General features: G+C 62.6%; 1 protein-coding gene and 2 pseudogenes. 2 read left to right on the top strand and 1 reads right to left on the bottom strand.

Translation table 11 applies throughout. The features are described 5' to 3' along the window. A pseudogene (locus tag EN994_RS30530) lies at nucleotides 1-375 on the top strand (autoinducer synthase); the annotation flags it as partial. Between the two features lie 14 nt (nucleotides 376-389). Beyond that, nucleotides 390-1139 (top strand): enoyl-CoA hydratase-related protein, encoded by a 750-nt coding sequence (locus EN994_RS30525; protein ID WP_013533649.1) that lies wholly within the window; start codon nucleotides 390-392, stop codon nucleotides 1137-1139. Nucleotides 1140-1187: 48 nt separating this feature from the next. Here EN994_RS30525 and EN994_RS30520 read toward each other — a convergent pair. Continuing rightward, a pseudogene (locus tag EN994_RS30520) lies at nucleotides 1188-1616 on the bottom strand (polyphosphate kinase 2); the annotation flags it as partial.

Here is a 1616-nt window from a genome sequence, read left to right as displayed (position 1 = left end):
GGAACGCCGCCGTCGGGTCCAAACATCTGGGAATTGACCCGCTATGCGGTGGCTCCCGGTTTTCGCGATGGCCGTCGCGGCGTTTCGACCGTCGGCACCGAACTGATTGCCGGTTTCGTCGAGTGGGGGCTGAAGCGCGGCGTCGACAAGGTGATCATCGAGTTCGAGCCGATGTGGGTGCTGCGCGCCTTGCAACTGCATTTCCTGGCGACCCCGCTTGGCTATCAGCGCACCTATGGCAACCAGCAGGTGGTCGCCACCTTGCTGACCTTCAACGAGCACACACTCGATGTGGTGCGGTCGCGCCGCAATCATTTTGCTCCCGTGCTGGCCAGGGGATATCCCGACATGCTCGGGCAAAGGCGTGCGTCATGAGATCGGAGACAGTCATGAGCACACATCCGCAACCTGAACTTCGCAACCACACGCTGGTGGTCACCGTGTCGTCGAGTGACGGCCGGCCGGTGCTGGACAGGAGGGCCTATGAAAGCCTGGCAAGGACCTTCCATGAAGCAGCCGACAATGAGGAGGTTCGCGTCGTCGTCTTGCGCGGCCTGGCAGGCTGTTTCTGTCTGGGCGGCGACTTCTCCGAATTCCTCGACGCCACCAAGCACCAGAAACTGATCGCCGCCGTCACCGACCTGTTCCGCACGCTGGCGACGTTTCCAAAGCCCATCCTTGCCTGCGTCGATGGCGATGCCGTCGGTGTCGGCTGCACCATCCTGTTCCATTGCGACATGGTGATCGCGTCCGATGAGAGCACGTTCAGGGTGCCGTTCGTCGATTTCGGCCTGGTGCCGGATGCGGCGACCAGCATCCTGGCGCCGCAGAAGCTCGGCTACGCCGGTGCCTTCCGCTTCTTCTGCCTCGGCGACACGCTTCGCGCCGAAGATGCCAGGGCGCTCGGCCTGGTCGCGGAGATCGTGCCGGGAGGCACCGTCGAGGAGGCGGCCCTTGGTCGGGCAAGACAGCTCGTCAAGAAGCCGGTCGCCGCCCTGCTGCAGACGCGCGGCCTGCTGAAGGGGAACACCGAGGCCCTCTGCGATCGCATCGATCAGGAGATCTCGCTTTTCCAGCAGGCGCTGCAGGATGATACGACGCTGCGGCGATTGCAGCGTATCGCCAGGCTGGCGGCTTAAGCATCATGATTGCGTCGCGCGGTTCCTGCCGCGCGACGCAAAAAAGCGTCAATCCTGTTTTCCCAGGAATGACGGCCCTTCGCCGATGATCTTCTTGTCTTCCTTGCCGATGATTTCGAGATCGCGCCCCTCATAGGGCAGAGACGACAGGATGCGCCGCATGACCGCAAGCCGCGCGCGCCGCTTGTCATTGGCCCGTACGATGATCCACGGCGCGAATTCCTTGTGGGTGCGCTCGAACATTGTGTCGCGCACCTTGGTGTAGTCGTCCCACTTGGTGATGCCCGCAACGTCGATGGGCGAAAACTTCCAGCTCTTCAGCGGGCTGTAGCGGCGGTCGTGGAAGCGCTCGAGCTGCGTTTCCCGGCCGATGTTCAGCCAGAATTTGAAGAAGTGAATCCCCTCGTTGGAGATCATCCGCTCGAAATGCGGCGTCTCGTCGAGAAACTGCTCGTGCTGCTGCGGCGTGCAGAAACC

It is taken from the genome of Mesorhizobium sp. M7A.F.Ca.CA.002.09.1.1 (assembly GCF_003998555.1).
Classification (GTDB): domain Bacteria; phylum Pseudomonadota; class Alphaproteobacteria; order Rhizobiales; family Rhizobiaceae; genus Mesorhizobium; species Mesorhizobium ciceri.
This window is presented reverse-complemented; position numbering and strand designations above follow the sequence as displayed.